Consider the following 21,242-nt stretch of genomic DNA (forward strand, 5'->3'; position numbering starts at 1 on the left):
GTGGCCGGCGCTGTTAGTCTTTGAGACGCCGTGTTCCGGCCGCGGAACGAGAGAGCCCAGGTGGACATGCCCTGGCGCACCGCGCAACGAGTGAAGAAGGAGTCGGTCATCCATGCCCCTGGACGCTGACGTCAAGAAGAAGATCATGGCCGAGTACGCCACCAAGGAGGGCGACACCGGCTCCCCCGAGGTGCAGGTCGCGCTGCTCACCCAGCGCATCAAGGACCTCACCGAGCACGCCCGCGCGCACAAGCACGACCACCACAGCCGTCGTGGTCTGCTCCTGCTCGTGGGCCAGCGCAAGCGGATGCTGCGCTACCTCGAGACCACCGACATCGAGCGCTACCGTTCGCTGATCAAGCGACTCGGCCTGCGTCGATGACGATGTGACGAAAGGCGGTCCCCGCGCGTGCGCGGTGACCGCCTTTCGTCGTAGGTGCGGCCGGGTCGGGCTCCGACGCCGAGCGCACCCGCGGGCCACCCGGCTCGTGGCAGTACACAGAAGACAAACCGGGCACACAACGACGATGTGCACCGGCTACATGAGAAAAAGAAAGCGAGGGCCCACATGGAGGGTCCAGACATCACCTTCGCCGAGGCCGTCATCGACAACGGCAGTTTCGGCACCCGCACCGTCCGGTTCGAGACCGGGCGCCTGGCCAAGCAGGCCGGTGGAGCCGTCGTCGCCTACCTGGACGACGACACGATGCTCCTGTCGACGACCTCGGCCGGCAAGCAGCCGAAGGACCAGTTCGACTTCTTCCCGCTGACGGTCGACGTCGAAGAGCGGATGTACGCCATCGGCAAGATCCCCGGCAGCTTCTTCCGCCGCGAGGGTCGCCCCTCGACCGAGGCGATCCTCACCTGCCGCCTCATCGACCGCCCGCTGCGCCCGACCTTCAAGAAGGGGCTGCGCAACGAGGTCCAGGTCATCATCTCGGTGTTCTCGCTGAACCCCGACCACCAGTACGACGTGCTCGCCATCAACGCCGCGAGCGCCTCGACGCAGATCTCCGGCCTGCCGTTCTCCGGCCCCATCGGTGGCGTGCGGGTCTCGCTCATCGACGGCCAGTGGGTCGCCTTCCCGAACTTCTCCGACATCGAGCGCTCGACCTTCGACATGGTCGTCGCCGGTCGCGTGGTGCCGGGTTCGAATGGTGACGACGTCGCGATCATGATGGTCGAGGCCGAGGCCACCGAGTCGACGTGGGACCTCGTCCGCAACGAGGGCAAGCAGGCTCCGACCGAGGAGGTCGTGGCCGAGGGCCTCGAGGCCTCCAAGAAGTTCATCAAGCAGCTGTGCGAGGCCCAGGCCGAGCTCGCCTCCAAGGCCGCCAAGCCGGTCGAGGAGTTCCCCGTCTTCCTCGACTACGAGGACGACGCCTACGCCGCCGTCGAGGCCGCCGTGTCGGCCGACACCGCCCAGGCGCTGACCATCGCCGGCAAGCAGGAGCGCGAGGAGCGCCTCGACGAGATCAAGGCCTCCGTCAAGGAGCAGCTCGCCGCCCAGTTCGAGGGCCGCGAGAAGGAGATCTCCGCCGCGTTCCGCTCGCTGCAGAAGCAGCTGGTGCGTCAGCGCATCCTGCGCGACGAGGTCCGCATCGACGGCCGGGGCCTGAAGGACATCCGCGCCCTCGGCGCCGAGGTCGAGGTCCTGCCGCGCGTGCACGGCTCGGCGATCTTCGAGCGTGGCGAGACCCAGATCATGGGGGTGACGACGCTGAACATGCTCAAGATGGAGCAGCAGCTCGACACGCTCTCGCCGGTGACGCGCAAGCGCTACATGCACAACTACAACTTCCCGCCCTACAGCACCGGTGAGACCGGTCGTGTCGGGTCGCCGAAGCGTCGCGAGATCGGTCACGGCGCGCTGGCCGAGCGGGCGCTCATGCCCGTCCTGCCGACGCGCGAGGAGTTCCCGTACGCGATCCGCCAGGTGTCCGAGGCCCTCGGCTCGAACGGCTCGACGTCGATGGGCTCGGTCTGCGCCTCGACGCTGTCGCTGCTCAACGCCGGTGTGCCGCTGCGCGCGCCGGTCGCCGGCATCGCGATGGGTCTCGTCTCCGACGAGGTCGACGGCGAGACGCGGTACGCCGCGCTCACCGACATCCTCGGCGCCGAGGACGCCTTCGGCGACATGGACTTCAAGGTCGCGGGCACCAAGGAGTTCGTGACGGCGATCCAGCTCGACACGAAGCTCGACGGCATCCCGGCGTCGGTCCTGGCCGGCGCGCTGACCCAGGCCCGCGACGCGCGACTGCACATCCTCGACGTCATGGCGGAGGCCATCGACGTGCCCGACGAGATGAGCCCCTACGCGCCGCGCATCATCACGGTGAAGGTCCCCGTCGACAAGATCGGTGAGGTCATCGGCCCGAAGGGCAAGATGATCAACCAGATCCAGGACGACACGGGCGCCGACATCTCGATCGAGGACGACGGCACGGTGTTCATCGGTGCGGTCGACGGCCCGTCGGCGGAGGCGGCTCGCGCGGCGATCAACGCCATCGCGAACCCGCAGATGCCCGAGGTCGGCGAGCGCTTCCTCGGCACCGTCGTCAAGACGACGACCTTCGGCGCGTTCGTCTCGCTGCTGCCCGGCAAGGACGGCCTGCTGCACATCTCCGAGGTGCGCAAGCTCGTCGGCGGCAAGCGGATCGACAGCGTCGACGACGTCGTCAAGGTCGGCCAGAAGGTCCAGGTCGAGCTCAAGGAGATCGACCCCCGCGGCAAGCTCTCGCTCGGCGCCGTCCTCCCCGAGGACGAGGCCAAGGGCGGGGCCGACGAGGCCAAGGAGGCCGCGGACGTGGCCCCGGCCGACGCCGAGACGGCCGAGGTCTGACCTCACCAGGCCCCGGTCCCGCACGGATCGCGAGCGGCCCGTCACCCCGACCTGGGTGGCGGGCCGCTCGCGTGTGCGGGGTCTGCCGGGTGTGCGGGGAGTGCCGGGTGCGCCAGCCCCGCCGGTCAGCTCTCCACGTCGTCGGGACCCGCCGCGGGCTCGGCGCGGCGGTAGCGCCCGGCGAAGCGGGCGTCCTGCTCCCACCACAGGCCGGAGGCGCCGGCATCGGGCGCCGCCGGAGCGGCAGCGGTCGCGGGGGTCGCGACGGATGCGGGCGCGGAGCGTGTGGCGGGTCCGGCCGACGTGTCGGGGGACAGGCCGGGCCGGTCACCGGCGAGCCGGGCCGCCCCCGCGCCGGCTGCCTCGTCGGCGAGCCGGTCCGCCTCGCGGGCCTCGCGCTCGTCGGTCCGGACCCACTCCAGGAAGACCGCGGCGATGACGGGCAGCCCCACCGACTCTGCCACCGCGAGGAGCGCGCCGCCGCCGAGGTGCTGGTCGAGGAGCGGGTCCAGCCCGCTCACGGCGCGCGAGAAGCCGGGGTATCCGGGGGCGAGCAGCGTCGGGGCGGTCATGACGACGATGCCCGGGACGGCGTCGAGGAGGCCGTCGACGAACGCGAGGAAGGTCCGCACCGGAGCCGTCGCCCAGGCCGGCAGGAGGTCCTCGGCCAGCAGGGGTACGACGAACAGCAGCCCCGTCCCGAGCAGGACGAGGTCGAGGACGACCCCGACCGGCCGTGACGTCACCGACCGGAGGAACACCGGTGTCACGAAGACGACGAGCAGGGTCCCGGTGGCGAGCACGGTGCTGACGGCCGGGAAGGTCAGCGCCCGCGCGAGGCGTCCGTGCAGCAGCCGCAGGGCCACGTGGTCGCTGTCGGGGTGCAGCCGCCGCAGCAGGCCGACGGGGTCCCCGAGGGCCAGGCCCACCGGTGTCACGGTCGCGAGCACGCCGATCCGGAGGGCACCCAACCAGAAGACGTCGGCCCGGAGCACTGCGGGCGGCCCGCAGGTGGCGTACGCGAGCGTGCCGACGCCGAGGCCGACGTAGAGGGCGACGCGCCACCCGGACGGACGCAGCCCGGCTCGGGCCGCGCGCCGCACGAGCAGCGCGTACGGCACGAGCGCCACCGCGACGAGGACGAGGCCCTCGGCGTCGGGCGTCCAGGCCGTCAGGAGGTCGGCGGGGGAGAAGGTGCTCATCGCATGTTCCCGGTGTGGCCCAGCGAGAACCGGCCGGGCTGCGGCCAGACGAGCAGGCCGTGCGGCCCCGCGCCGACGGGGATCCTGTGCAGCAGGCGCCCGGTCGCGGTGTCGATGACGTAGACCTCGGAGCGGTACCGGCCGCTCAGCCACAGCTGCGAGCCGTCGGCGCTGACGCCGCCCATGTCGGGCGTGGCGTGCGCCGGCAGCCGCCACGTCGTGACGGGCCGGTCCGTCGTCGCGTCGAAGACCGTCACCGTCCCGGCGTCCCGGTTGGAGACGAAGACCCGAGATGCGTCGCGCGAGGGGTAGATGCCGTGCGCGCCGAGCCCGGTGTGGACGAAGTGGTCGAGCCGGAAGGTGCGCGCGTCGACGAACCACACGCCGTTGCGGAGCATGTCGGCGACCATGAACCACCGGCCGTCCGGCGTGAGCCGGACGTCCTGCGGCATCGCCGTCGCGCCCCTGAGCAGTCCACTCCGGGGCCCCGCCATGCTCCCCGGGCCCGTCGCGGGGGTGGCGCCCGGGGTGCGCACGTGGTTGAGGTCGATGACCTTCAGCACCCGGGTGGCCGCGGCGTCGACGACGAGCAGGCGGCCGCTGAACTCGCAGCTGGCCACGAACGCCCGCAGGTCGGCCGTGAAGTCCGCGTGGTTGACCCCGGCGCACGCCGGCACCGGGAGCGACCGGACGAGGCGCATCGTGCGGGCGTCGCGCACGTCGACGGCGTGGAACCGCGAGGCGAGGACGAGCGCGTACCGGCCGTCCGGGGTGAAGTAGAGGTTGTACGGGTCGCGCACCCCGACCGGGTGGCCCACGACACCCGTCCGCGGGTCGATCGGCGTCAGGGCGTTGCCCCGGTCGGAGTTGACCCACAGTCGGGTGAGGTCCCACGACGGCACGACGTGCTCCGGCGAGGCGGGGACACGCCGCGTCGACACGACCCGGTAGGTGCGCGGGTCGATGACCTGCACGAGCCCCGCCACCTGGTCCGGCACGTACACGAGAGGCCGCGCCGCGCGGGCCGCGGGCGCGAGGTCACCGGCGCCCGTGCGCGCGTACGGCGGGGTGAGTCCCACGCCGGGTGCCGTGGGGCCGGCCGTGGCCCCCGACGAGGGCGAGCCCGACGGGTGGGGCGACGACCCGGCCGGCATCGTCGCGGTGGACGCCGTCGTGGGGGTGGCGGAGGGGACCGACGTGCGTCCCGACGTGGGTGCTGACGTGGGCCCCGAGCTGGGTGCCTCGGCGCCCGGCGCGGCGCCCACCGCCGAGCAGGCCGAGCCGAGCAGCACGACCGCGAGCGCCACCGCGCCCAGGCGGGCTCGCCGGGTGGCGGCAGAGACCGGGTCGTCCGCGAGCCCGACGGCGGCGGGGACGGCGGCGCGGACGGTGCCGACGGGCGCGGCGTCGACGGTGTCAGGACGGTGCGGGGCGGCCGGGTCGGTCGTCACGGGCGGATGCTCGCTCCCGAGGCTGGGTTTTGGCTGAGAGCCACCTGACCGCGTCGTCGAAGGGCGGCTCAGAAGATGGCGTCCGTGACGTTCCACCCGGTGCTGACCTGGCGCCGCGGCGACCACCCGCCGGACGCCGTCCGCGGGTAGAGCCAGAGGACACCCGCGCGGTCGCGGGCGAGGACGTCGCCGACGCGGTCGCTGTCGAAGTCGCCGGGGGAGGCGAGCGCCGTCATGCCGTTCCAGCCCGTCCCGACGACGACCGGTGCCGCGAACCCCCCGGTGCCGGTGCCGGCATGCAGCCAGAGGCGCCCGGTCGAGGGCTCGCGCGTCATGACGTCCGGACGGCCGTCTCCGGTGACGTCGCCGACGGGCACGACGCGGTCGTACCGGTTCCATCCCGAGGCGACCTGCAGGCGCGGCTGGAACGAGGCTCGCCCGGTGCCGGGGTACACCCAGACCGTCCCGTCGGAGGCACGGCGGGCCAGCAGGTCGGGGCGTCCGTCGCCGGTGAGGTCACCCGGGCCGAGCACGGCGCTCATGCCGCCCCATCCGGTGCCGATGCGCAGGGCCGGCAGGGTCCAGCCACCGTGGCCGTCGCCGCGGTAGAGCCAGAGGTCCCCGGTCGTCCGCTGGCGGGCCACGACGTCGAGGGTTCCGGTCCCGTCGAGGTCGCCCGCGGTGTCGAGGAGGTCGAAGCCGCTCCACCCCGTACCGACCTGCCGGCCGAGCGACAGGCTGCCCGTCCCGGTGCCCGAGTAGAGGCGCAGCGTCCCCGTGCTCGCCCACCGGGCCACGACGTCGGTGCGCCAGTCGCCGTCGACGTCACCCGTGGACGCGGTCAGCGTCGACGCCGCGATGGGCAGCGCCGTGAAGGCGTAGGGCTCGCAGGTGCGGTCGAAGTCGGTGGTCGTGTTCCACCACTGCGACAGGTAGACCCTGCCGCCCGAGAAGCTCGGCTGCGTGCACCGGTCGAGCGCCTCGTTCGGGTAGTCGAGGGTGCCGGCCGTCGCCCACACCGGCACGCCCGGCAACAGCCACGACCCGGTGATCGCCTGCCAGCCGGACGCGTTGGAGTAGAGGCCGTAGGCGTAGCCCTGGTCACGCAGGCCGCGCATGAGCCCCTCCACGACGTACCGGTTCTCGATGCGCTGGGACCGCGTCGTCGACGGCCACGGCTGGGCGGGCCGGGGCTCGACGTCGATCCACACCACCGGCGGCCGCCAGCCGATGCGGTCCAGGGTCGCTGCGGCATAGCTCGCCTCGGCGTAGCCGACGTTCGACAGGCGTCCGGCCCGGGTCGTGCTCGACCACGGGCCTCGCGTGGCGTACGTCGACAGCTGCGCCGCGGTCGGGAAGCCCGCCATCGTGTAGGCGTGCGCGGGGGTGGCGTGGTCCCTGACCCACTGCAGCTGCGAGCCCACGCAGGGGTTCTCGGTGAACGGCAGGCCGTGGGTGAGCCCGACGACGACGAACTGGGTCGAGGCGGGCGGCATCGGCTGCCCGTAACCACCCTGGGTGGTCGGGCACTGCGGCCAGGAGATGTCGTTGCCGAACAGCACGGTGGCGTGGACCGTCGGCGCGGTGACCACCCCGAAGGAGAAGGCCAGGGCGAGCGCCGCCACCATGGCAGCGACCCGGTGGCGAGCGGTGCCGGGAGTGCGCGTCCGGACGAGCACCGAGGTGCGTCGGAGGGTGGTGGAGGAGGCGGGGTGGGCGCGGTTCGGCATGGCGATCACTTCCTGGTGACAGTGTGCTCCGCCGGCCGCCGCGCCACCATCCCCAGCGGTCCCGTGGTCCTCGCTCGGGGCACGGGCCGGGGAGCGCGGTGGGACCGGCCGTCCTCGCAGGTGGCGGCGCCACTACCCTCGAGGCGTGGTGACGACGAACGACGAGGGCCCGATGCGTGACGATCCCACCGCGGCCACCGGTGCCATCGCGGTGGCGGTCATCGGTGCGAACGGGCGGATGGGGTCCGAGGCGGTCCGGGCCGTCGAGGCGGCCGAGGGGCTGCGGCTCGTCGGCGCGTACGGCAGCTCCGACGATCTCGGTGACCTCGGAGGCGCGGACGTCGCCGTCGAGCTGACGGTGCCGGCGGCGTCCCCCGGCAACGTGGCCCACTGCGTCGAGCGCGGCGTCCACGTCGTGGTCGGCACGACGGGGTGGGACGACGACCGGCTCGAGACGCTGCGAGGCCGGCTCGCGCAGGCGCCACCCTCGCGGACCGGTGCCGGCGTCGGCGTCCTCGTCGCGCCGAACTTCGCCATCGGTGCCCTGCTCATGATGGCGTTCGCCGCCAAGGCGGCCCCGTTCTTCGAGTCGGTCGAGGTCATCGAGCTGCACCACCCCGCCAAGGTCGACGCGCCCTCCGGCACGGCCGCCCGGACGGCGGCGATGATCGCCGCAGCACGTGCGGGGGCGGGTGTGGCGCCCGGTCCCGACGCGACGACCCACGACCCCGACGGAGCCCGCGGCGCCCGCGTCGACGGCGTCCCCGTGCACTCGGTCCGCCTGCGGGGGCTCACCGCGCACCAGGAGGTGCTGCTCGGCAACGCGGGGGAGCAGCTGACGCTCCGCCACGACTCGTTCGACCGCGCCTCCTTCATGCCGGGCGTCGTCGCGGCCGTGCGCGCCGTCGCCGACCACCCCGGCCTCACCGTCGGCCTCGAGCACTACCTCGGCCTGGACTGAGCAGACCGACCCACGGCTGCCGGGCCCGAACCGTGCCGCCGATGGCGTCGTCGTCGGGGTCGCGGTCCCGGTTGCGGTCCCGGGCGCCGGGCCGTCAGCCCCAGCCGAGGGCGCGCAGCAGGGCTGCCGTGCAGGCCCCCAGCACGACGACGACGATGAACGGCGCCCGCAGCAGGAGCGCCACGACCGCGACGCCGACCGCCGCGAGCCGGGCGTCGACCGTCAGGGCGCCGCCGGCCAGGGTGAACGTCTGCGTCGCGATGAGCGCGGCGAGCAGGGCGATGGGCAGCGCGCCCGTCACACGCTTGACGCGCGGTTCGGCGAGGACGCTCGAGGGCACGAGGTAGCCGGCGAGCTTCAGCCCGAACGCCAACCCGGCTGCCACGAGGATCGCCACCCACAGGCTCATCGCCGGCCCCCGTCCCGCGCGACGCGGCCCTCGCGCAGGTCCGTGCTCCGGCCCACGTCCGCCGCTGCGTCCTCCGGCCCCGGGTCGGACCCCGCGCCGCTGCGGGGCGCCCGCCAGGCGAGCAGGGCGGCCAGCGCGGCCACGAGCACCGGCACCCCGGCCGGCAGGCTCGGAGCGAGGACGACGGCCCCGACCGCCGCCACACCCGCTGTCGCGACGGCGTCCCGGTTGCGCAGGCGCGGCCACAGCAGCGCCGTGAACGCGGCACAGGCCGCGGCATCGAGCCCGTACCGGCGCGGGTCGCCGAGGGCGTCGCCGAGGAGCGCGCCGACGAGCGTCGTGAGGTTCCACAGCGAGAAGACGGCCGCGCCGGTCAGCCAGAAGCCGACGCGCGACGCGCGGACGTCCTCCTGGGACACCGCCACGGCGGTCGACTCGTCGATGGTCAGGTGGGCGGCCGCGAGGCGTCGCACCCCGCGGGGCGTGAGCAGCTGGGTCAGCTCGAGGGCGTAGAGCCCGTTGCGGACGCCGAGCAGCGACGACGCCGCGATGGCGGCCGGTGCCGCGTGCAGTCCGTTGGCGACGATGCCGACGAACGCGAACTGCGACCCGCCGGTGAACATGAGCAGCGACAGCGCCATCGCCTGCCAGACGTCGAGCCCCGCGGCGACGGCGAGCGCGCCGAAGCTGATGCCGTACGCGCCGGTCGCGAGCCCGACCGACAGCGCCTCACGGACGACGACCCGTCGCTCCGCGCGTGGCAGTGGACCGGCCGACGGCGCGCCGAGGGCCCCCGGTGCGGCCCGCTCCGCCGCAGAGGCGTCGGCGCTGTTCGCGGCGGGACGCCGACGGTCCCCCGCGGCGGGACCGGTCACGACGGCTCCGGCGCGACGGACGCGGCGAGACGCAGCTCGCGGACGGTGCGCCCGTCGGCGTCGACGACGCGCTCGCGGTGCGCCCCGTCGGGCTCGAGCCCCGACGCCGTGAGGAAGGTCCGCACGGTGTCGTCCGAGGTGAGCAACCACGCGGTGAGGTGGTCGCGGCCTCGGGCCCGGGCGGTGTCGACGACCGCGTGGAGCAGCCGGGACCCGTGGCCCTGCCGACGGGCGTCCGGGTGGACCGCGAGCACGAGCAGCTCGGCGGTCGCCTCGCCCGCGTCGGGGTCGCTAGAGGCGCCGACCGCCGCGAAGCCGACGACCTGGTCGCCGGCGCAGGCCACGAGCAGGACGCCGTCGCCGGCGGCCTCGCCCTCGAGGCTGTCGCGCCAGGCGCCGGCGAAGACCTTCGGCTCGAGCTGCTCGAGCACCTCGGGCGCCAGGACAGCGGCGTACGCCTCGCGGAAAACGACGGCCTGCACGAACCCGACGGCGGGCGCGTCCGAGCTGCGCGCCACGCGGACGCTCGCGTCCGCCACCGGGCCACGCGCGGCGTCGTGGTCGTGCCCGTGCCCGTGTCCGTGTCCGTGCCCGTGCCGCGTCGGGTCCGGCGTCGTCTCGGGAAGGTCGGCGTCGTGCGGGTGCGTCACCCCGGCATCCTCTCAGCCGGCCGGCAACGCCCGGAGGGGCCACTTTGTCGCCGGTGGCGCCCTTCTCGCATACTGGACACATGTATGGCAACGACGTCATCGACCCGAACGAGCCGCTCAACGCGGCCGAGACCGCCGACTACGATGCGACGGTCGAGCAGGGCCGGCAGGCCGAGCAGCGTCCGGGGGACGGCGGCGACTTCGAGGCCCTCATCGCGGCGGACCAGCGCATCGAGCCGCGGGACGCGATGCCGGACAAGTACCGCCAGACGCTCATCCGCCAGATCGCCCAGCACGCCCACTCGGAGATCATCGGCATGCAGCCGGAAGGCAACTGGATCACCCGCGCGCCGAGCCTGCGGCGCAAGGCGATCCTCATCGCCAAGGTCCAGGACGAGGCCGGCCACGGGCTCTACCTCTACAGCGCCGCCGAGACCCTCGGCGTCGACCGCCAGGAGCTGCTCGACCGGCTCCACAACGGCACCCAGAAGTACTCCTCGATCTTCAACTACCCGACGCTGACGTGGGCCGACTGCGGCGCCATCGGCTGGCTCGTGGACGGCGCGGCGATCATGAACCAGGTGCCGCTGTGCCGCTGCTCGTACGGGCCGTACGCGCGGGCCATGATCCGGGTCTGCAAGGAGGAGAGCTTCCACCAGCGGCAGGGCTTCGAGATCCTGTGGACCCTCATGCGTGGCACCGACGCGCAGCGCGAGATGGCCCAGGATGCCGCGAACCGCTGGTGGTGGCCGGCGCTGGCGATGTTCGGACCGCCCGACACCGGTGAGAGCGTCAAGGGTGGCCACACCGAGCAGTCGATGGCGTGGGGCATCAAGCGCTTCAGCAACGACGACCTGCGCCAGAAGTTCGTCGACATGACGGTGCCCCAGGCCCAGAAGCTCGGCCTGACGCTGCCCGACCCCGAGCTGCGCTGGAACGAGGAGCGCGGTCACTGGGACTTCGGCCAGGTCGACTGGGACGAGTTCTGGCAGGTGCTGCGCGGCGACGGCCCGTGCAACGCCGAGCGCATCGCGCACCGCCGTCGCGCGCACGAGGACGGCGCCTGGGTCCGTGAGGCCGCCAACGCGTACGCCGCCAAGCAGGCCGCGAGGACGAAGGAGAGTGCCGCGTGAGCGGAGGTTCGGACGCCGTCGCACCCTCGACGGAGAGGAGCTGGCCGCTCTGGGAGGTCTTCGTGCGGGGCAAGCGTGGCCTGTCCCACGTGCACGTGGGGTCGCTGCACGCGCCGGACGCCGAGCTGGCCCTGCGCAACGGACGCGACCTCTACACGCGCCGCCAGGAGGGCGTGTCGATCTGGGTCGTGCGTGCCGAGGACATCACGGCGAGCAGTCCGACGGAGAAGGACTCGTTCTTCGACCCCGCCGCCGACAAGATCTACCGGCACCCGACGTTCTACGACGTGCCCGAGGACGTCGAGTACCTGTGAGCGACGTGACCCGCACCGACGCCATGGCCGCCCCGCGCGCCCTCGGGTCCGACGACCCGCGGGCCACCTACCTCGTCGGCCTCGCCGACGACGCCCTCGTCTACGCCCAGCGCCTCGCCGAGTGGATGACCAACGCGCCGCAGATCGAGGAGGACATGGCGCTCGGCAACATCGCGCTCGACCTCCTCGGCCAGGCCCGCGCGCTCTACCCCTACGCGGGCTCCCTCGACGGCACCGGTCGCCTCGAGGACGACTTCGCGATGTCCCGCGACCAGCGGCAGTGGCGCAACGTCCACCTCGTCGAGCAGGAGCGCGGCGACTTCGCCGACGAGATGGCCCGCCTCCTGTGGTTCTCCGCCCGCCAGGTCGAGCTGCACACGCGGCTGGCCGGATCCACGGACGACGTCGTCGCCGGCGTCGCGGCCAAGGCGGTCAAGGAGGTCCGCTACCACCTCGACCACGCCACGCTGTGGGTCTGCCGCCTCGGCGACGGCACGGACGAGTCGCACGAACGGATGCAGGCCGCCCTCGAGCGCAGCGCCCCGTACGTACCTGAGCTGTTCACCGACGACGACGCCGCCGTCCTCGTCGCGGAGTCCGGTTTCGGCGTGCTGCCGTCGGGCCTGGAGGAGCCGGTGACGCGTCGCGTGCACGAGGTCCTCGCCGCGGCGACGCTGACGGTGCCGGCCGCTCCGGGCTGGCGCGCGCGCGGTGGGCGCAGCGGCGTCCACTCGCGACCGATGGGCTACCTGCTCGCCGAGCTCCAGCACATCGCCCGGTCCCATCCCGGGGCCACGTGGTGACGGCCGTGGCCACCGACCGGGCGACGGACCGCGGTGCTGCCGGAGGCGCCGCCCGGTTCGCCGAAAGCGCTGTGGCGCAGGCGATCTCACGGATCCCGGACCCCGAGGTGCCGGTCGTCACGATCTTCGACCTCGGCATCCTGCGCGGCGTGGAGGTCGACGAGTCGGCCCGTGCGGTCGTCGTCACCGTGACCCCGACGTACAGCGGGTGCCCGGCCATGGAGGCGATCGCCGACCGCATCGTCTTCGCCGCGCACGCACACGGGTACGCCGCGACGGTGCGGACGCGACTGTCGCCCCCGTGGACCACCGACTGGATCACCGAGGAGGGACGCGAGGCGCTGCACCGCTTCGGCATCGCGCCGCCGGGCCCGGCCTCCGGTACCACCGTCCCGGGCCCGGTCCCCGTGAGCCTCGGCCGGCACGTCGTGGCCTGCCCGCGGTGCGGCTCCGACGACACGACCGAGATCGCCCACTTCGGCTCTACCGCGTGCAAGGCCCTGCGCCGCTGCAACGCGTGCCTCGAGCCGTTCGACGAGTTCAAGGCCCTCTGAATGACCGACCTGACCACCTCGCCCTCGACCGTGCCCGCCGGCAGCCGCCACCGGGCCCGCTTCCACCCGCTGCGTGTCGCGTCGGTCGAGCGGCTCACCGACGACGCCGTCGCGGTCGCCTTCGAGGTGCCCCCGCACCTTGCGGACGAGTTCGCGTTCGAGGCCGGCCAGCACCTCACCGTGCGCGCGACCATCAACGGCGAGGAGGTGCGCCAGTCGTACTCGATCTGCCAGTCGCGCGGGGCTGCCGGCATGGAGCACCTGCGCCGCGTCGCGGTCGCGCGCGTGCCCGAGGGCCGGATGTCGACGTGGATGAACGAGGTCGTCGCTCCCGGGGACGTCCTCGACGTCATGACGCCGCTGGGCTCGTTCACGTGCCCGACGCGTCCGGACCTCGCCCGCCACCACGTCGCCATCGCGGCGGGGTCGGGCATCACCCCGGTTCTGTCGCTCCTGACCACGGCGCTCGAGGAGGAGCCGCTGTCGCGGGCGACGCTCCTGTTCGGCAACCGCCGCACCAGCTCGATCATGTTCCTCGAGGAAGCTCGAGGACCTCAAGAACCGCTTCCCCGGCCGGTTCCACCTCGTCAACGTCCTGTCGCGCGAGGCCCAGGACGTCGAGCTGTTCCACGGTCGGCTCGACGCCGTGCGCCTCGCGGCGATCTTCGAGCGGCTCGTGCCCGTCGAGACCGTCGACGAGTGGTACCTGTGCGGGCCGTTCGGCATGGTCACCGGTGCGGAGGCGCTGCTGCGCGAGCACGGCGTCGACGTCCACCACGTGCACCACGAGATCTTCCACGTCGACGACGGCACCGAGCCGAGGCGCAGGGTCGTCGTCGAGGAGGGCGCGCCGCCCGAGGCCACGGTGACCGTCAACCTCGACGGCCGCACCACCGTCATCCCCATGCCGAGCAGGGAGGAGTCCATCCTCGACGCGACCCTGCGGGCACGGCCGGACGCGCCTTTCTCGTGCACCAACGGTGTGTGCGGCACCTGCCGGGCGCGCCTCGTCTCCGGGCAGGTGCGGATGGACCGCAACTACGCGCTCGAGCCGGAGGAGGTCGAGGCCGGCATCGTCCTCGCCTGTCAGAGCCACCCCGTCACCGACGAGGTGTCGCTCGACTACGACGCCTGACCTCCGGCCCGGCGGCGCCGGCCCGGTGCGTGGCGGGGGGAAGAGCACCGGCCCCTGGCGCGTTCAACGGACGTGGAACGCGTGGAGGTCGTCGTCATCGGTGCCGGTCAGGCCGGCCTGTCGGCGGCCCACCACCTCGGACGCCTCGGTGTCGGGCCGTTCGTCGTGCTCGACGCCAACGACCGCCCGGGCGGCGCGTGGCAGCATCGTTGGGACAGCCTCACGATGTCGGACGTCCACGGCATCGCCGAGCTGCCCGGCATGCCCGTGCCCGAGCACGATGCGGCCGACCCGGCCAACGTCGTCGTCCCCCGGTACTTCGGCGAGTACGAGCAGCACCTCGAGCGTCCCGTCCTGCGGCCCGTGCGCGTCACGTCCGTCGCACCCCTCGACGGCGACCCGGACGGCCTCCTGCGGGTCGAGACGACGCAGGGGCGCTGGCTCACGCGCTCGGTCGTCAACGCGACCGGCACCTGGCAGACCCCGTTCCTGCCGCACTACCCGGGCATCGCGACCTTCCGCGGACGGCAGCTGCACACCGTCGACTACCGAGGCCCCGACGAGCTCGCGGGTCAGCGCGTCGTCGTCGTGGGTGGGGGCGCATCGGCGGTGCAGCTGCTCGGGGAGCTCGCCCCCCTCGCACACACCATCTGGGTGACCCGACGTGAACCGGTCTGGCGCACCGGGCCGTTCACCGAGGACGCAGGGCGTCGGGCCGTGTCTCTCGTCGAGGAGCGGGTGGCTCGGGGCCTGCCCCCAAGCAGCGTCGTCAGCGTCACCGGCCTGCTGCTGCGTCCGCAGGAGCAGCGGGCTGCCGAGCTCGGCGCGTACGCACGCCGGCCGATGTTCGAGGGCATCGAGCCGGACGGCGTGCGGTGGGCGGACGGGTCGTTCGAGCCTGCCGACGTCATCCTCTGGGCCACCGGTTTCCGGCCGACGGTGCGGCACCTGGGACCCCTCCGGCTCCGGAGCGAGCACGGCGGCATCCGCCTCGTCGCCCCGTTCGACGAGCACACGTTCACGACGTCGACCGCCGACCCGCGCGTGCACTTCGTCGGGTACGGACCGTCGGCATCGACCATCGGCGCCAACCGGGCCGGACGTGCCGCCGCGCGTGCCGTGCGGCAGCAGCTGACGCGGAACCGGGAGTCCGTCGCCTAGGCCGACGGCCGGCGCGGGCGCGACAGCAGGAAGTAGGAGAGCGCCGGGCTCGCGGTGACGTCCTTGCACGGGTAGCCGAGGTCCTCGACGTGCCGCTGGAAGTCCTCCGCGTCGGCGGGGTCGTCCACCCCCTCGAAGGCGCAGAGCACGCGGCCCGAGTCGGCGCCGTGGCTGCGGTAGTGGAACATCGTGATGTTCCAGCGGGTGCCGAGCTCGGTGAGGAAGCGCAGGAGGGCGCCCGGGTGCTCGGGGAACTCGAACGAGTAGACGCGCTCGCGGCACTGCGGCGGGTGCCCGCCGATCATGTAGCGCACGTGGGTCTTGGCCGTGTCGTCGTCGGACAGGTCGACGACCTCGTAGCCGGCCAGGGCGATCGCGGCGATGATCTCCGCGCGCTCGGCCAGCCCACGGGCCAGCCGCACGCCGACGAAGATCCGTGCCTCGAAGGTGTCGTCGAGACGGTAGTTGAACTCCGTCACGGCCCGCCCCGCCAGGGCCTCGACGAAGGTGAGGAAGGACCCCTGCCGCTCGGGGATCGTCACCCCGAGCAGGGCCTCACGGTGCTCACCGACCTCGGCGCGTTCGGAGATGTAGCGCAGCGTGTGGAAGTTGACGTTCGCGCCGGAGAGCACGTGCGCGAGGCGCTCGCCCCGAAGGCCGTGCTCCTCGACGTACTTCTTGAGCCCGGCGAGGGCGACGGCTCCGGCGGGTTCGGCGACGGCTCGGACGTCCTCGAAGATGTCCTTGATCGCCGCGCAGATCTCGTCCGAGCTGACCGTGACGACGTCGTCGAGGTGCTCGCGGCACAGCTCGAACGTGCGGTCGCCGATGCGCTTGACCGCGACGCCCTCCGCGAACCTGCTCACCTCCGGCAGCTCGACCGGTCGCCCGGCGGCGAGGGCCGCCGTGAGGCAGGCGGCGTCGTCGGGCTCGACCCCGATGACCTGAACGGCCGGCATGAGGTACTTGACGAGCGTGGCCACGCCCGCGGCGAGGCCGCCGCCGCCCACGGGGACGAAGATGCGGTCGAGGTGGGCGTCCTGCTGGAGCAGCTCGAGCCCGAGCGTGCCCTGGCCGGCGATGACGAGCGGGTCGTCGAAGGGGGCGACGTAGACGCGTCCGCGCTCGGCGGCGAGCCGCATCGCCTCGGCCTTGGCGTCGTCGAACGTGTCGCCGTGGAGGACCACCCGGGCCCCGTGGGCACGGACCGCGTCGACCTTGATCGGAGCGGTCGTCTTCGGCATGACCACGTCGGCCTCGATGTGGAGGATCGCGGCCGAGAGCGCTACGCCCTGGGCGTGGTTGCCGGCCGAGGCGGCCACGACGCCACGGGCGCGCTGCGCCTCGTCCAGCTGCCGCATGAAGGTGTAGGCGCCGCGCACCTTGAACGAGTGGACCGGCTGGCGGTCCTCGCGCTTGACCTCGACCGTGTTGTCCAGACGCCTCGACAGCGACTCCATGACCTCCAGCGGCGTCACCACGGCGGCTTCGTAGACCGGGGCGCGAAGGACCTCACGCAGGTGCTCCGCCCCGGAGGTCCCCGGAGCCCCCGCAGTCCCTGCAGCCCCTGCCGCCCCTGTCGCGCCGGCATCGCCTGGCGCGCCGGCAGCCTCGCTGCCAGCCTCGTCGGGCACGGTCGACATGCGACCGAGACTAGGGCCGCCGGACCGGAGTCGTCCGCACGGACCAGCGGACGAGATGCACGGGTCGGCCCGGCCCCGCGCCAGGCCGCTGCGTGTCCACGCGGCCCTGTCGCACGCCGGGGTTAGGCTGCGGGCGTGCGGCAGTACCTCGACCTCCTCGACCACGTCCTCACCCACGGCCAGGAGAAGGCCGACCGGACCGGGACGGGCACCCTCAGCACGTTCGGGTACCAGATGCGGTTCGACCTCGCCGATGGCTTCCCGGCGATGACGACCAAGAGGCTGCACCTGCGCTCCATCATCGGTGAGCTGCTCTGGTTCCTGCGCGGCGACACCAACGTGCGCTGGCTGCAGGAGCGAGGCATCAGCATCTGGGACGAGTGGGCCGACCAGAACGGCGACCTCGGCCCGATCTACGGCTACCAGTGGCGCTCGTGGCCCACGCCCGACGGCCGACGCGTCGACCAGGTCGCCAAGGTCATCGAGCAGATCCGCACCAACCCCGACAGCCGCCGCCTCCTCGTGTCCGCGTGGAACGTCGCCGACGTCGACGACATGGCCCTGCCGCCGTGCCACACGATGTTCCAGTTCTACGTCGCGCCGCCCGGCCCGGACGGCCGGCGCCGCCTCTCCTGCCAGCTCTACCAGCGCAGCGCCGACATCTTCCTCGGCGTGCCGTTCAACATCGCGTCCTACGCCCTGCTGACCCAGATGGTCGCGCAGCTGACCGACCTCGAGCCCGGCGAGTTCGTCCACACGCTCGGCGATGCCCACCTCTACCTCAACCACCTCGAGCAGGCGCGGCTGCAGCTGACCCGCACACCGCACGCGCTGCCGACGATGCGCATCACGCCCGGCAAGACCTCGATCGACGAGTTCGACCTCGACGACTTCGAGCTCGTCGACTACGTGGCCGAGCCGGGCATCAAGGCCCCCATCGCCGTCTGAACGGCGTGCATGCCGCAGCAGCCTCCGTGGGGCGGCGTCTGCGACGCTGGAGCCATGACGAACGTGACGATGATCGTCGCCGTGGGGCGCAACGGGGTCATCGGTGACGGCCGCACGATGCCCTGGCACATCGGCGAGGACCTCAAGTACTTCAAGCGCATGACGATGGGCCACCCCATGGTCATGGGACGGCGCACCTTCGAGTCCATGGGCGTCCTACCGGGCCGTCGCAGCATCGTCGTCACCCGGCAGGAGGACTGGAGCCATCCCGGCGTCGAGGTGGCGCACTCGCTCGAGGAGGCGCTCGCGCTCGCCGGGCCGGCCGACGAGGTGTTCGTCGTCGGCGGGGGAGAGGTCTACCGGCTCGCGATGCCGTTCGCGCAGCGGCTGCTCGTCACCGAGGTCGACCAGGCGCCCGAGGGAGCGGTCACCTTCCCCGAGGTCGACCGCACCGACTGGGCCGAGACCACGCGCGAGCCCCACGACGGGTTCGCGTGGGTGACCTACGAGCGTCGCGGCTCCGGGCGCGGCGCCGCTGCCACGTCCTGACACCAGGCGCTCCTCACCGCCACGGTGTTCCGCCACCGCCACGGTGTTCCGCCCGGATCCCGGCCGGCCCGCTGTAACGGCGGGGGAGCGGCTGCGATGTACCGGGTGCGAGGCGCTACTCGGACCCCCGAGCGAGTAGCGCCTCGCCTCGTGCCCGGGGCTCCCGGGTGGGCGCCGGTCGGTCGCCCGCGGGAGCGGGCGCTAACCTTGGCCCATGGCTGCCGCACCCCCACTCGGACGTGTTCTCTCGGCGATGGTCACGCCCATGCGGGCCGACGGTTCCGTCGACCTCGACGCGGCGCAGCGTCTCGCCACCCACCTGGTCGACGCCGGTCACGACGGCCTCGTCATCTCGGGCACCACCGGCGAGTCGCCCACCACCTCCGCCGCCGAGAAGGACGAGCTCCTGCGCGCGGTCATCGACGCGGTCGGTGACCGCGCCGTCGTCATCGCCGGGGCGGGCAGCAACGACACGGCCAAGAGCATCGAGTCGGTGCAGGCGGCGGCGAAGGCGGGCGCCGACGCCGTGCTCGCCGTGACCCCGTACTACAACAAGCCGCCGCAGGCCGGGCTCGTCGCACACTTCACGGCCCTCGCCGACGCGAGCGACCTGCCGGTCATGCTCTACGACATCCCGGGCCGGTCCATCGTCTCGATCGCCCGCGACACCTACCTGCGCATCGCCGAGCACGAGCGCATCGTCGCGGTCAAGGACGCCCGCGCCGACCTGTGGTTCGCCGGCGACCTCATCGAGCGCACCGGGCTGGCCTGGTACTCCGGCGACGACGGGATGGACCTGTTCCACTTCCTCAACGGTGCCGTCGGCTTCGTCGGCGTCACCTCGCAGGTGGCGCCCGCGGCCTACCGGGAGCTGGCCGACGCCGTCGTGGACGGGCGCTGGGACGACGCCCGCCGCGTCCACCGGCGCCTGACCCCCCTCGTCGACGCCGTCATGAACGTCACGCAGGGCGCCATCATGGCCAAGGCCGCCCTGGCCCTGCAGGGCGTCATCGAGACACCCACCGTCCGCCTGCCGCTCGTCGCGGCCGACGAGGAGCAGACCACGCTGCTGCGCGAGGCGCTCGCGGCGGTCGCCCGATGACGACCCCCTGAAGCCCCTGCCCGCTGCACCGGTCACGCCGGCTGCGGCGGGGTACCGGCTGCCTCGGCAGCACCCACGACCCGACAGGACACCTGTGAGCCACCCTCACCCCGAGCTGACCGCACCCCCCGCCCTCCCCGACAACGGCCTGCGGGTCGTCGCGCTCGGTGGTCTCGGCGAGGTCGGCCGCAACATGGCCGTCCTGGAGACGAAGGGCCGCCTGCTCGTCATCGACTGCGGCGTCCTCTTCCCCGAGGACCACCACCCGGGCGTCGACCTCATCCTCCCGGACTTCACCTACATCGAGGACCGGCTCGACGACATCGAGGCCATCGTCCTCACGCACGGCCACGAGGACCACATCGGCGCCGTCCCCTACCTTCTCAAGCTCAAGGGCGACATCCCGCTCATCGGCTCCACGCTCACCCTCGCGCTCGTCGAGGCCAAGCTGAGGGAGCACCGCATCAAGCCGTTCACGATGGCGGTCCGGGAGGGGCAGCGCGAGCAGCTCGGCGTGTTCGACCTCGAGTTCGTCGCCGTCAACCACTCGATCCCCGACGCGCTCGCCGTCTTCGTGCGGACCGAGGCTGGCACGCTCCTGCACACCGGTGACTTCAAGATGGACCAGCTGCCGCTGGACGGCCGGCTCACGGACCTGCGCGCCTTCGCCCGGCTCGGCGAGGAGGGCGTCGACCTCTTCCTCACCGACTCGACCAACGCCGACGTGCCGGGGTTCACCACGCCCGAGCTGGAGATCGCCCCCGCCATCGACAAGGTGTTCCGTCACGCCGAGCGGCGCATCATCGTCGCCTGCTTCAGCAGCCACGTGCACCGCGTCCAGCAGGTGCTCGACGCCGCGGAGAAGGCCGGCCGCAAGGTCGCCATGGTGGGGCGGTCGATGATCCGCAACATGGGCATCGCGGCCGAGCTCGGCTACCTCAAGGTGCCCGACGGCATCCTCGTCGACCTCAAGAAGCTCGACAACCTGCCCGACGACGAGGTCGTCCTCATCTGCACCGGCTCGCAGGGCGAGCCGATGGCGGCCCTGTCCCGGATGGCCAACCGCGAGCACCGCATCGACGTGGGCCCCGGCGACACCGTGCTGCTCGCCAGCAGCCTCATCCCCGGCAACGAGAACGCCGTCTACCGCATCATCAACGGCCTCATGCGTCTCGGCGCCCACGTCGTGCACAAGGGCAACGCCAAGGTGCACGTCTCGGGCCACGCCAGCGCCGGCGAGCTGCTCTACTGCTACAACATCGTCAAGCCGCGCAACGTCATGCCGGTCCACGGCGAGTGGCGACACATGTGGGCCAACTCGCGGCTCGCGATGCAGACCGGAGTCCCCGAGGACCACGTCGTCCTCGCCGAGGACGGCGTCGTCGTCGACCTCGTGGAGGGCAAGGCGTCCGTCGTCGGCGTCGTCGACTGCGGGTACGTCTACGTCGACGGCAGCAGCGTCGGTGGGGCCGACGAGGCGCTGCTCAAGGACCGCCGGATCCTGCGCGACGAGGGCTTCATCTCCTGCATCGTCGTCATCGACTCGGCCACCGGCAAGATCGCGAGCGGCCCCCAGATCACGGCGCGCGGCTTCGTCGAGGACGACGAGATCTTCCAGCAGGTCATCCCGAAGGTCGAGCGCGCGATCGAGGAGGCCGTCGCCAACGGGGTGCGCGACGACCAGCAGCTGCAGCAGATCGTCCGGCGTGCGGTGGGTTCGTGGGTCGGCGGCAAGATCCGCCGTCGCCCGATGATCATCCCCGTCGTCCTGCAGGCCTGA

20 protein-coding genes and 1 pseudogene are annotated in these 21,242 nt (G+C 72.9%); 14 read left to right on the forward strand and 7 right to left on the reverse strand.

Going from position 1 to position 21,242, the window contains the following annotated elements; all coding sequences use genetic code 11:
* Nucleotides 1-112: 112 nt before the first annotated feature.
* Both rpsO and AC1VM9_RS15165 read left to right on the forward strand, forming a co-directional pair.
* Nucleotides 113-382, forward strand: coding sequence for a 30S ribosomal protein S15 (rpsO, locus tag AC1VM9_RS15160; protein WP_076261108.1), 270 nt, complete (start codon nucleotides 113-115; stop codon nucleotides 380-382).
* Nucleotides 383-568: 186 nt separating this feature from the next.
* Entirely contained in the window at nucleotides 569-2,842 is a 2,274-nt protein-coding gene (locus AC1VM9_RS15165; protein ID WP_481345049.1) for a polyribonucleotide nucleotidyltransferase, read from the forward strand.
* A gap of 125 nt (nucleotides 2,843-2,967) precedes the next feature.
* Here the strand turns inward: AC1VM9_RS15165 and AC1VM9_RS15170 are convergent, their stop codons facing one another.
* The 3 genes from AC1VM9_RS15170 to AC1VM9_RS15180 form a co-directional block, all read right to left on the reverse strand.
* Complete coding sequence (locus AC1VM9_RS15170) at nucleotides 2,968-4,044, reverse strand: cytochrome c oxidase assembly protein (protein WP_483123204.1); 1,077 nt, start codon at nucleotides 4,042-4,044, stop codon at nucleotides 2,968-2,970.
* Entirely contained in the window at nucleotides 4,041-5,495 is a 1,455-nt protein-coding gene (locus AC1VM9_RS15175) for a YncE family protein (protein ID WP_483123205.1), read from the reverse strand. The genes AC1VM9_RS15170 and AC1VM9_RS15175 overlap by 4 nt, the downstream gene beginning before the upstream one ends.
* A 68-nt stretch (nucleotides 5,496-5,563) precedes the next feature.
* Complete coding sequence (locus tag AC1VM9_RS15180; protein ID WP_483123207.1) at nucleotides 5,564-7,225, reverse strand: FG-GAP-like repeat-containing protein; 1,662 nt, start codon at nucleotides 7,223-7,225, stop codon at nucleotides 5,564-5,566.
* A gap of 172 nt (nucleotides 7,226-7,397) precedes the next feature.
* Between AC1VM9_RS15180 and dapB the strand changes: the two genes are divergently transcribed.
* Nucleotides 7,398-8,186: a 4-hydroxy-tetrahydrodipicolinate reductase gene (gene dapB / locus AC1VM9_RS15185; protein ID WP_481340590.1), complete on the forward strand. Its 789-nt coding sequence runs from the start codon at nucleotides 7,398-7,400 to the stop codon at nucleotides 8,184-8,186.
* Nucleotides 8,187-8,280: 94 nt separating this feature from the next.
* Here dapB and AC1VM9_RS15190 read toward each other — a convergent pair whose 3' ends face one another.
* The 3 genes from AC1VM9_RS15190 to AC1VM9_RS15200 form a co-directional block, all read right to left on the reverse strand.
* Nucleotides 8,281-8,595: an AzlD domain-containing protein gene (locus tag AC1VM9_RS15190; RefSeq protein ID WP_481345045.1), complete on the reverse strand. Its 315-nt coding sequence runs from the start codon at nucleotides 8,593-8,595 to the stop codon at nucleotides 8,281-8,283.
* On the reverse strand, nucleotides 8,592-9,359 hold the full coding sequence (locus AC1VM9_RS15195) for an AzlC family ABC transporter permease (RefSeq protein ID WP_481345059.1): 768 nt from the start codon (nucleotides 9,357-9,359) through the stop codon (nucleotides 8,592-8,594). The genes AC1VM9_RS15190 and AC1VM9_RS15195 overlap by 4 nt, the downstream gene beginning before the upstream one ends.
* A 107-nt stretch (nucleotides 9,360-9,466) precedes the next feature.
* Nucleotides 9,467-10,120 (reverse strand): GNAT family N-acetyltransferase, encoded by a 654-nt coding sequence (locus AC1VM9_RS15200; protein ID WP_483123208.1) that lies wholly within the window; start codon nucleotides 10,118-10,120, stop codon nucleotides 9,467-9,469.
* A gap of 80 nt (nucleotides 10,121-10,200) precedes the next feature.
* Here AC1VM9_RS15200 and paaA point away from each other — a divergent pair, with 80 nt between their 5' ends.
* From paaA to AC1VM9_RS15235, 7 genes and pseudogenes are all read left to right on the forward strand, one after another.
* Nucleotides 10,201-11,253: a 1,2-phenylacetyl-CoA epoxidase subunit PaaA gene (gene paaA / locus AC1VM9_RS15205; protein ID WP_481345043.1), complete on the forward strand. Its 1,053-nt coding sequence runs from the start codon at nucleotides 10,201-10,203 to the stop codon at nucleotides 11,251-11,253.
* Nucleotides 11,250-11,567, forward strand: a complete 318-nt coding sequence (gene paaB, locus AC1VM9_RS15210) for a 1,2-phenylacetyl-CoA epoxidase subunit PaaB (protein WP_481340526.1) — start codon at nucleotides 11,250-11,252, stop codon at nucleotides 11,565-11,567. Before paaA ends, paaB begins: the two co-directional genes overlap by 4 nt.
* Nucleotides 11,564-12,370 (forward strand): 1,2-phenylacetyl-CoA epoxidase subunit PaaC, encoded by an 807-nt coding sequence (paaC, locus tag AC1VM9_RS15215; RefSeq protein WP_483123209.1) that lies wholly within the window; start codon nucleotides 11,564-11,566, stop codon nucleotides 12,368-12,370. The genes paaB and paaC overlap by 4 nt, the downstream gene beginning before the upstream one ends.
* A 5-nt stretch (nucleotides 12,371-12,375) precedes the next feature.
* Nucleotides 12,376-12,924 (forward strand): 1,2-phenylacetyl-CoA epoxidase subunit PaaD, encoded by a 549-nt coding sequence (gene paaD, locus AC1VM9_RS15220; protein ID WP_483123211.1) that lies wholly within the window; start codon nucleotides 12,376-12,378, stop codon nucleotides 12,922-12,924.
* Nucleotides 12,925-13,422, forward strand: a pseudogene (locus AC1VM9_RS15225) (FAD-binding oxidoreductase); the annotation flags it as partial.
* A gap of 148 nt (nucleotides 13,423-13,570) precedes the next feature.
* Nucleotides 13,571-14,059: a 2Fe-2S iron-sulfur cluster-binding protein gene (locus AC1VM9_RS15230; RefSeq protein WP_483123212.1), complete on the forward strand. Its 489-nt coding sequence runs from the start codon at nucleotides 13,571-13,573 to the stop codon at nucleotides 14,057-14,059.
* 72 nt (nucleotides 14,060-14,131) lie between these two features.
* A complete protein-coding gene (locus AC1VM9_RS15235; RefSeq protein ID WP_483123213.1) occupies nucleotides 14,132-15,220 on the forward strand; it encodes an NAD(P)-binding domain-containing protein in 1,089 nt (362 codons plus the stop codon).
* Here AC1VM9_RS15235 and ilvA read toward each other — a convergent pair.
* Entirely contained in the window at nucleotides 15,217-16,740 is a 1,524-nt protein-coding gene (gene ilvA, locus AC1VM9_RS15240) for a threonine ammonia-lyase, biosynthetic (protein WP_483124030.1), read from the reverse strand. The genes AC1VM9_RS15235 and ilvA overlap by 4 nt on opposite strands.
* Before the next feature lie 258 nt (nucleotides 16,741-16,998).
* Here ilvA and AC1VM9_RS15245 point away from each other — a divergent pair, with 258 nt between their 5' ends.
* The 4 genes from AC1VM9_RS15245 to AC1VM9_RS15260 all read left to right on the forward strand — a co-directional run bounded on the left by AC1VM9_RS15245 (nucleotide 16,999) and on the right by AC1VM9_RS15260 (nucleotide 21,242).
* Nucleotides 16,999-17,811 (forward strand): thymidylate synthase, encoded by an 813-nt coding sequence (locus AC1VM9_RS15245; RefSeq protein WP_483123215.1) that lies wholly within the window; start codon nucleotides 16,999-17,001, stop codon nucleotides 17,809-17,811.
* Nucleotides 17,812-17,865: 54 nt separating this feature from the next.
* On the forward strand, nucleotides 17,866-18,360 hold the full coding sequence (locus tag AC1VM9_RS15250) for a dihydrofolate reductase (protein WP_481340514.1): 495 nt from the start codon (nucleotides 17,866-17,868) through the stop codon (nucleotides 18,358-18,360).
* A gap of 214 nt (nucleotides 18,361-18,574) precedes the next feature.
* Nucleotides 18,575-19,462 (forward strand): 4-hydroxy-tetrahydrodipicolinate synthase, encoded by an 888-nt coding sequence (dapA, locus tag AC1VM9_RS15255; protein WP_481340512.1) that lies wholly within the window; start codon nucleotides 18,575-18,577, stop codon nucleotides 19,460-19,462.
* 94 nt (nucleotides 19,463-19,556) lie between these two features.
* Complete coding sequence (locus AC1VM9_RS15260) at nucleotides 19,557-21,242, forward strand: ribonuclease J (RefSeq protein ID WP_483123216.1); 1,686 nt, start codon at nucleotides 19,557-19,559, stop codon at nucleotides 21,240-21,242.

The organism is Monashia sp. HAY1-11D (assembly GCF_056868035.1).

Bases quoted from the DNA above. Each gene is read 5' to 3' on its own strand.
- rpsO (WP_076261108.1), top strand. From the start codon at position 113: ATGCCCCTGGACGCTGACGTCAAGAAGAAGATCATGGCCGAGTACGCC.
- AC1VM9_RS15165 (WP_481345049.1), top strand. From the start codon at position 569: ATGGAGGGTCCAGACATCACCTTCGCCGAGGCCGTCATCGACAACGGC.
- AC1VM9_RS15170 (WP_483123204.1), bottom strand. From the start codon at position 4,044: ATGAGCACCTTCTCCCCCGCCGACCTCCTGACGGCCTGGACGCCCGAC.
- AC1VM9_RS15180 (WP_483123207.1), bottom strand. From the start codon at position 7,225: ATGCCGAACCGCGCCCACCCCGCCTCCTCCACCACCCTCCGACGCACC.
- dapB (WP_481340590.1), top strand. From the start codon at position 7,398: ATGCGTGACGATCCCACCGCGGCCACCGGTGCCATCGCGGTGGCGGTC.
- AC1VM9_RS15190 (WP_481345045.1), bottom strand. From the start codon at position 8,595: ATGAGCCTGTGGGTGGCGATCCTCGTGGCAGCCGGGTTGGCGTTCGGG.
- paaA (WP_481345043.1), top strand. From the start codon at position 10,201: ATGTATGGCAACGACGTCATCGACCCGAACGAGCCGCTCAACGCGGCC.
- AC1VM9_RS15250 (WP_481340514.1), top strand. From the start codon at position 17,866: ATGACGAACGTGACGATGATCGTCGCCGTGGGGCGCAACGGGGTCATC.
- dapA (WP_481340512.1), top strand. From the start codon at position 18,575: ATGGCTGCCGCACCCCCACTCGGACGTGTTCTCTCGGCGATGGTCACG.